Origin of the sequence: Pseudoalteromonas sp. BZA4 (assembly GCF_040104395.1) — a bacterium.
GTDB lineage: Bacteria > Pseudomonadota > Gammaproteobacteria > Enterobacterales > Alteromonadaceae > Pseudoalteromonas.
Genome location: NZ_JBECOT010000050.1, coordinates 24,190 through 30,250 on the forward strand (window position 1 = coordinate 24,190; position 6,061 = coordinate 30,250).

Here is a 6,061-nt window from a genome sequence, read left to right on the forward strand (position 1 = left end):
ACTATGCTTAATGTTCATTTCTAACAAGGAAAAACGATGGATAACAAACTCTTGCTTATAATTATTTCGCTGTTTTTACCGCCTGTTGCGGTATTTTTAAAAGCGGGCGCAGGTAAAGACTTAGTGATTAACATTATTCTATGCTTTATCTTCTTTATACCTGCTGTGATCCACTCACTCTGGTTGTGTACACGCTAAACGAGTTTAAGTGACTGTTAATTTTACAGGTGTTAATATTGCGCTGTTCAAGGCGTAATCCTGTAAAATTAACTGACCAATAGCGAACTCAATGGCTGATAAAAAAACTCCTGCAAAAAAATCGTCTAGTAAACCGAAGGCGACATCAAAAAAAACTACCGCTAAGCGCTCACGCGCACCTCAAGGGCCAGCTAAAGCTAGTGTATTAAGAAAACTTTGGTCAATTTTTTGGAAGCTTTCACTTGCTGTGATTGTTGCCATGGTGCTGTATCTAATTTATTTAGATGCAAAAATTACTCGCCAATTTGAAGGCAATAAATGGCAGTTACCTGCACAAGTATATGCTCGTGCAATGAGCTTTTATCCTGGGCAGTATTTGTCTCAGCAAGAGGTTATTTGGGAGTTAAACCGTTTAAATTATTCATCTGTAAATAAGCTAAGCCGTACAGGCCAGTATGTTAAATCAGCTAACAGTATTAAAGTGTACCGCCGTGAATTTGAATTTTATGATGGCCTTGAAGATTCACAAGTGATTGAGCTGCGTTTTTCGGGGCAGAAATTAGCAACTATCAAAGATAAATTTGGCCGTCGTTTAAATAGCGCCCGATTAGAGCCAGTTCAAATAGCTCGCATTGGTAATGATTCAAAACAAGACCGCGAGTTTGTGCCGCTAGATAAATTTCCGCCGATGCTAAAAGACACTTTACTGGTGGTTGAAGATCGTAATTTCTATCAACACCATGGCGTATCTGTGTGGTCAATCATGCGTGCTTTATACAGTAATATTAAAGCCGGACGTACAGTGCAAGGGGGCAGTACCTTAACCCAGCAATTAGCAAAGAATATATACCTTACCCGTGAGCGTTCACTGGTGCGTAAGTTCAATGAAGCGCTTATCGCTCTGATATTAGATTACCGCTACAGCAAAGATGACATTTTAGAAGCTTACCTCAATGAAGTGTATTTAGGTCAGTCATACAATCAAGGCGTTCACGGTATGGGTCTAGCCGCTGAGTTTTATTTTTCAAAGCCTGTGGATGAGCTTGAATACGACCAAATTGCGCTATTAGTGGCTATGGTGAAAGGTCCTTCATATTACAACCCACGTCGTTATAGTGAGCGCGCAATGGAGCGCCGTGATTTAGTGCTGCGCTTAATGGTTGAAAATAAATTGATTGATACCCGTGAATATCGTGCGGCATTAAAGCGTCCAATCGATATTGCACCAATGAAAGACAGTCTGCAAAAGTCGTATCCGGGTTACTTAGAATTAGTTAACCGAGAATTAAAGCGTCTACTACCTGATCAGCAAGTGTTAGATGCCGGGGTGCGTGTATTCACCTATTTTGACTTACAAAAGCAAACGGCCATGGAAGAGTCGGTTGAGGCAAGTTTACCTTATCTAGAAAGACGCCCTAAAACAGAAGAGCTTGAAGCGGCGATGATCTCTGTCAACGTTGAAAAGGGTGGGGTGTCGGCGTTGGTTGCGGGCCGTGACGTACGTTATTTTGGTTTTAACCGTGTACTTGATACCAAACGTAATATTGGTTCACTCGTTAAGCCTGCCGTTTATTTAACGGCATTTGAAAGTGATCAGTTTAATGTTGCCACCTTGGTGGATGACTCACCGCTACAAGTGACTAATGAGCAGGGGAAAGTGTGGCAACCTGAGAACTTCGACAAGCAGTTCCGTGGCCCTATGCCACTCTATAAAGCATTTAGTAACAGTATTAATATTCCAGCCGTTAACACGGGCCTAGATGTCGGTGTAGATAAAGTCGCTGATACCTTGAAGCGTTTAGGTGTAGAAGGGCGTATTGATCAATACCCGTCGTTACTTTTAGGTGCACTTGAGCTATCTAGCTTTGAAGTAGCGCAGCTTTATACAACCCTTGCTGCTGATGGTCAGTACCGCGAGCTAACGTCTATTTCGGCACTGACAGACTCAGTAGGTAAAGTGCTTTATAAACATGATGTCACCTCACAAAAGCGTTTTGATGATGCATCAATTTACATGACCAAATACGCAATGAAGCGAGTGACTAAAGATGGGACGGCTAAACGCCTAAATGCTCATTTCCCATCAATTCAGCTTGCTGGTAAAACAGGCACCAGTAATGACTTACGCGATAGTTGGTTTGCAGGTTTTGACCAAAACACGGTGACTGTTGCATGGATTGGTCGCGACGATAACAAGAGCACAGGTTTAACAGGCAGTGTTGGCGCACTAGAAGCTTACATTCGTTACCTTAAGCCACTCAACCCTGAAGCCATAGCGGATACTCGCCCTGCTTCTATTCGTTGGGCCTTTATTAACGAAGAGACTGGTCTGCAAGCGCCTCCGGGTTGCGGAAAAGTAGTGCAGCTACCTATACGAGCTAGTGATTTTGAGCCTAGACCTAATTGTCAGCGCTAAACTTGGCCATTGAATCATTTAGCTCAACACAGAGTTGAGCTAAATTTTGTACGCTATTCATTACCATAATTGCACTTTTCTCAGTGACTCTGACATCTTCAGTGTGCTATGAATTGCAGTGCTTTGTGGCTGCTTGTACCGTACTTTATTTCCCTGATATTCCTGAATTAAGCGCTAATGCTGACATCGTTTTTTAACTGCTACTTATATGATTTTACTTTGAGATCTTTATCTCAAAGTAGTGCTTTCACTTGCATTTTCTTAGCTTAACTGAGTTGTAACTTGATTAATTGACGATAAAAATTGACGAACTATTGAAGTACTAATTAGGTTTAAATATAAAAAATAAAAGCCTCATAAAGAGGCTTTTAGAGTTATTGCTTTTCTTACTAATTTATTCGAAATTAAAAGTCGTAAGAAGCAGATAGTTGGACTCGACGAGGAGATTGATAACTTTGCGCTAAGCCAAATGTTGCACTATCATCACCAGCCGCCACTTCAGCAACTTCGTCATAACGAGTTGCTGTAGATGCATCAAATACATTGAAAATATCTAATGCGAAGCGTACTTTTTGATCATTGAAATGCAAGTTGTACGTAAAGTTAAGATCTAATCGTGCTGTCCAGGGAGTTGTTCCCATGCTGCCGCGAGGGTAGCGTTGATCACCTACATAATAGGTGTCGCCATAAGAATATTTGTCTGGGTCTGGTGTATACCCTGCACCTAAGGCTGTCCAAGGACGACCTGAAGCAACATTTAAGTTTGCACCTATTAAGAAGTCTTCAGTAACTGCATATGCACCGTAAACTTTAATATTGTGGCGACGGTCCGCTGGTAAGTTACCGTTAGCACCATCCATAAGATAAGGGTAATCCCAGTCTTGTGTTAAACCTGCATCATCTTGGCCATTATCAGATTTAACAAATCCTTCAGTGTTACCGTAGTTATGAGACCAAGTATATAGGGCTTTTAATGACCAAACTTTATCCCAGCTCTTCTCAATTGAAAGGTCAACGGCAGCGTAACGACGTTTAGCTTCAGGATAACCTAGCTCTTCAGCTGTGAAGCTATACTCTTCAGTTACACCGTCACCATCTAGGTCGAAGTTAAATGTTGCGCCATTACCTGGGTTAAATAAGAACCAGTTTTCACCAAGATACTCTCCATCTTCATCAGTAAAGATATATGAGCCATCATCAATTTGATTGCCTAGTGTGCGATATGTACCTTTGATGCTCCAAGACCAGTCATCATTAATCGCTGCTTGATAACCAACAATAATTTCATCATTGTACATAGGCTCAAGATCTTTATCTGCAAGAGTGTTTGAAGGTTTTGCTGTTCCGTCACCACCATTTGAAATAGCGATATCACCTAATTGGTTGCTTAAACCAACAGGAGTACCATCAGCATTAAGGCCTTCATATTCATACCAAGTGTGGATATAAGTTTCGGCACCTGCAAGACGAATATTCGTATTTGCAGCAACAGGTAAGTAATAGCGACCTGCAGTAACGAATAATTTACTGTCACCGTCACCATTTATATCCCAAGAGGCACCTAATCTTGGCGCAATTTGATTATCAATAGATACAAATTCATCGCCATCCGCGTTGTAGTTTGTGAAGCTGTCATTACGTAGACCTAAAGTTAGTGTTAAGTTATCGGTAACAGCCCACTGATCCTCGATATAAATCGCCCAGTTTTCAACTTCAAATGCACCACCATTCTTATAGTCACGAACACGAGTTGTTTTCATTTCTTCAGGAAGAACATAACCGTTTGGAAGGCGAGCGCCTTCTTCGTATGTTCTATAGTAGTAGTAAATACCACCCGAGTTTATTGTAGTTGCATCTGATGTATTGGTTTCTGAGTCATAACCAAATCTTAGTGTATGCTCATCATTTAAGTACCAATCAAAGTCAACGCGCAATTGCTCGCGCTTATCTTCATTAGCGCCTACAGTGAAGTTTACATAACAAGTAGTATCAACACCTAAATCTGCGTCATAGCCGGTAGGACAGTCATCAAAGTCTGAATAATCAGTTTCTGAGAATTTAACTTCACCATACATAGCAGATACGCTTAAGTCATCAGTCAGGTTACCTGTATAACGTACCGCAAAACTTTCACCACCGCGCTTGTGATAAGCTGTACCGCCATCTAATGTATAGTTACCTGTACCATTTGCATCTTCGATTGTGCTTTCAGAATATGTGCGTTCATCACTAAAACCCCAAAGCATTAATTGATGATCCTCATTAATGTTCCAGTCAATACGCGCTAGATAATAAGGGTCGTCATCTTTTTCTTTTGTTAGAGAGGTTTGAGAAGCGTTACCGTATTCTTCTTCATTATCTCGGAAAGTATAAATCCCGTAGAAGAAAAGCGTATCTTCAATTAACGCACCAGAGGCATAAATATTTGTCTCAAATGAGTTTACATAGTCATCTTGGTTATTGACATATAAATCTCCAATACAGTGACCATCTTCAGCCTCACAACGATCATTTTGTAAGTAAACTGAGTTTGGAGACTGTTCTCTCAATGAGTCAGGCGAGTAAATAGATTCAACACCAAAGTGAAAGTCATTAGTACCTGACTTTGTAACTGCAGAAATAAGGCCACCAGTCGTTCGACCAAACTCAGATGAGTAGCCGCCTGTTTTTACTTGAAAACTATCATATGCAGAGAATGGAATGGTCGCACCACCCAGGCCATTACGGAAGTTAGTCATATTCAGACCATTTACGTAATAAGCATTTTCAGCAACAGATGAGCCACCAAAAGATGCTTGATCACCAAATCGACTATCACCTTCAGTTGCGCCAGGCGCTAGTAAAGCAACCGATGTTAATGAGCGAGCAACTGGTAATAATTCTAGCTCTTCTGAACTAATGTTTAAAGATGATTCAGTAACTGATACGTCAACAGCACGAATTGCGCCACCAACAACTGCAATTCGTTCAATATTACCTTCAACTAGTGGAATTTCGAGAAGTGCAGTTTTACCGACACCGATAATTACATCGTTGATCTGTGCTTTTTCAAAACCGGCTTGTGAAACGGTTATGTCATATTTACCAACAGGCACTTGATTAAGATTAAACTGACCATTTGCATCTGCAATGAGAGTTTTTTCATAACCTTTTGTTTTATCAGTAATAGTGATTGTTGCGCCAGCTAAAGAAACGCCAGACTGAGTAATGAGGTTACCTTTGATTGCCCCATTAACATTGTCAGCCATGGCTGGCATAGCTGCACTTAAGGTCATAGCAACAGCTGCAGCTGTAAACGAACGCTTAAATGTTTTTGAAAAGGGCCTTGTTGATCAAATGCAGCTCTCTAACAAATTCACTTAACTTACTGATATTTAGGCAGACCAAGGGTGTTGATCTTATTTAGCGCCTTCACTTTGATCATCGCTTCAACCAGTTGGCGATTGT

Annotated in this window: 3 protein-coding genes; 2 read left to right on the forward strand and 1 reads right to left on the reverse strand. The window is 40.9% G+C overall.

Translation table 11 applies throughout. The features are described 5' to 3' along the window. Positions 1–36 precede the first annotated feature (36 nt). On the forward strand, positions 37–198 hold the full coding sequence (locus ABMY41_RS16875; RefSeq protein ID WP_082401591.1) for a YqaE/Pmp3 family membrane protein: 162 nt from the start codon (positions 37–39) through the stop codon (positions 196–198). Between the two features lie 91 nt (positions 199–289). After that, positions 290–2,614 (forward strand): penicillin-binding protein 1B, encoded by a 2,325-nt coding sequence (gene mrcB, locus ABMY41_RS16880; protein ID WP_349275540.1) that lies wholly within the window; start codon positions 290–292, stop codon positions 2,612–2,614. Between the two features lie 404 nt (positions 2,615–3,018). On the opposite strand, the gene ABMY41_RS16885 is transcribed toward mrcB, so the two are convergent. Further along, positions 3,019–5,889: a TonB-dependent receptor gene (locus ABMY41_RS16885; RefSeq protein ID WP_349275542.1), complete on the reverse strand. Its 2,871-nt coding sequence runs from the start codon at positions 5,887–5,889 to the stop codon at positions 3,019–3,021. Between the last annotated feature and the right edge of the window lie 172 nt (positions 5,890–6,061).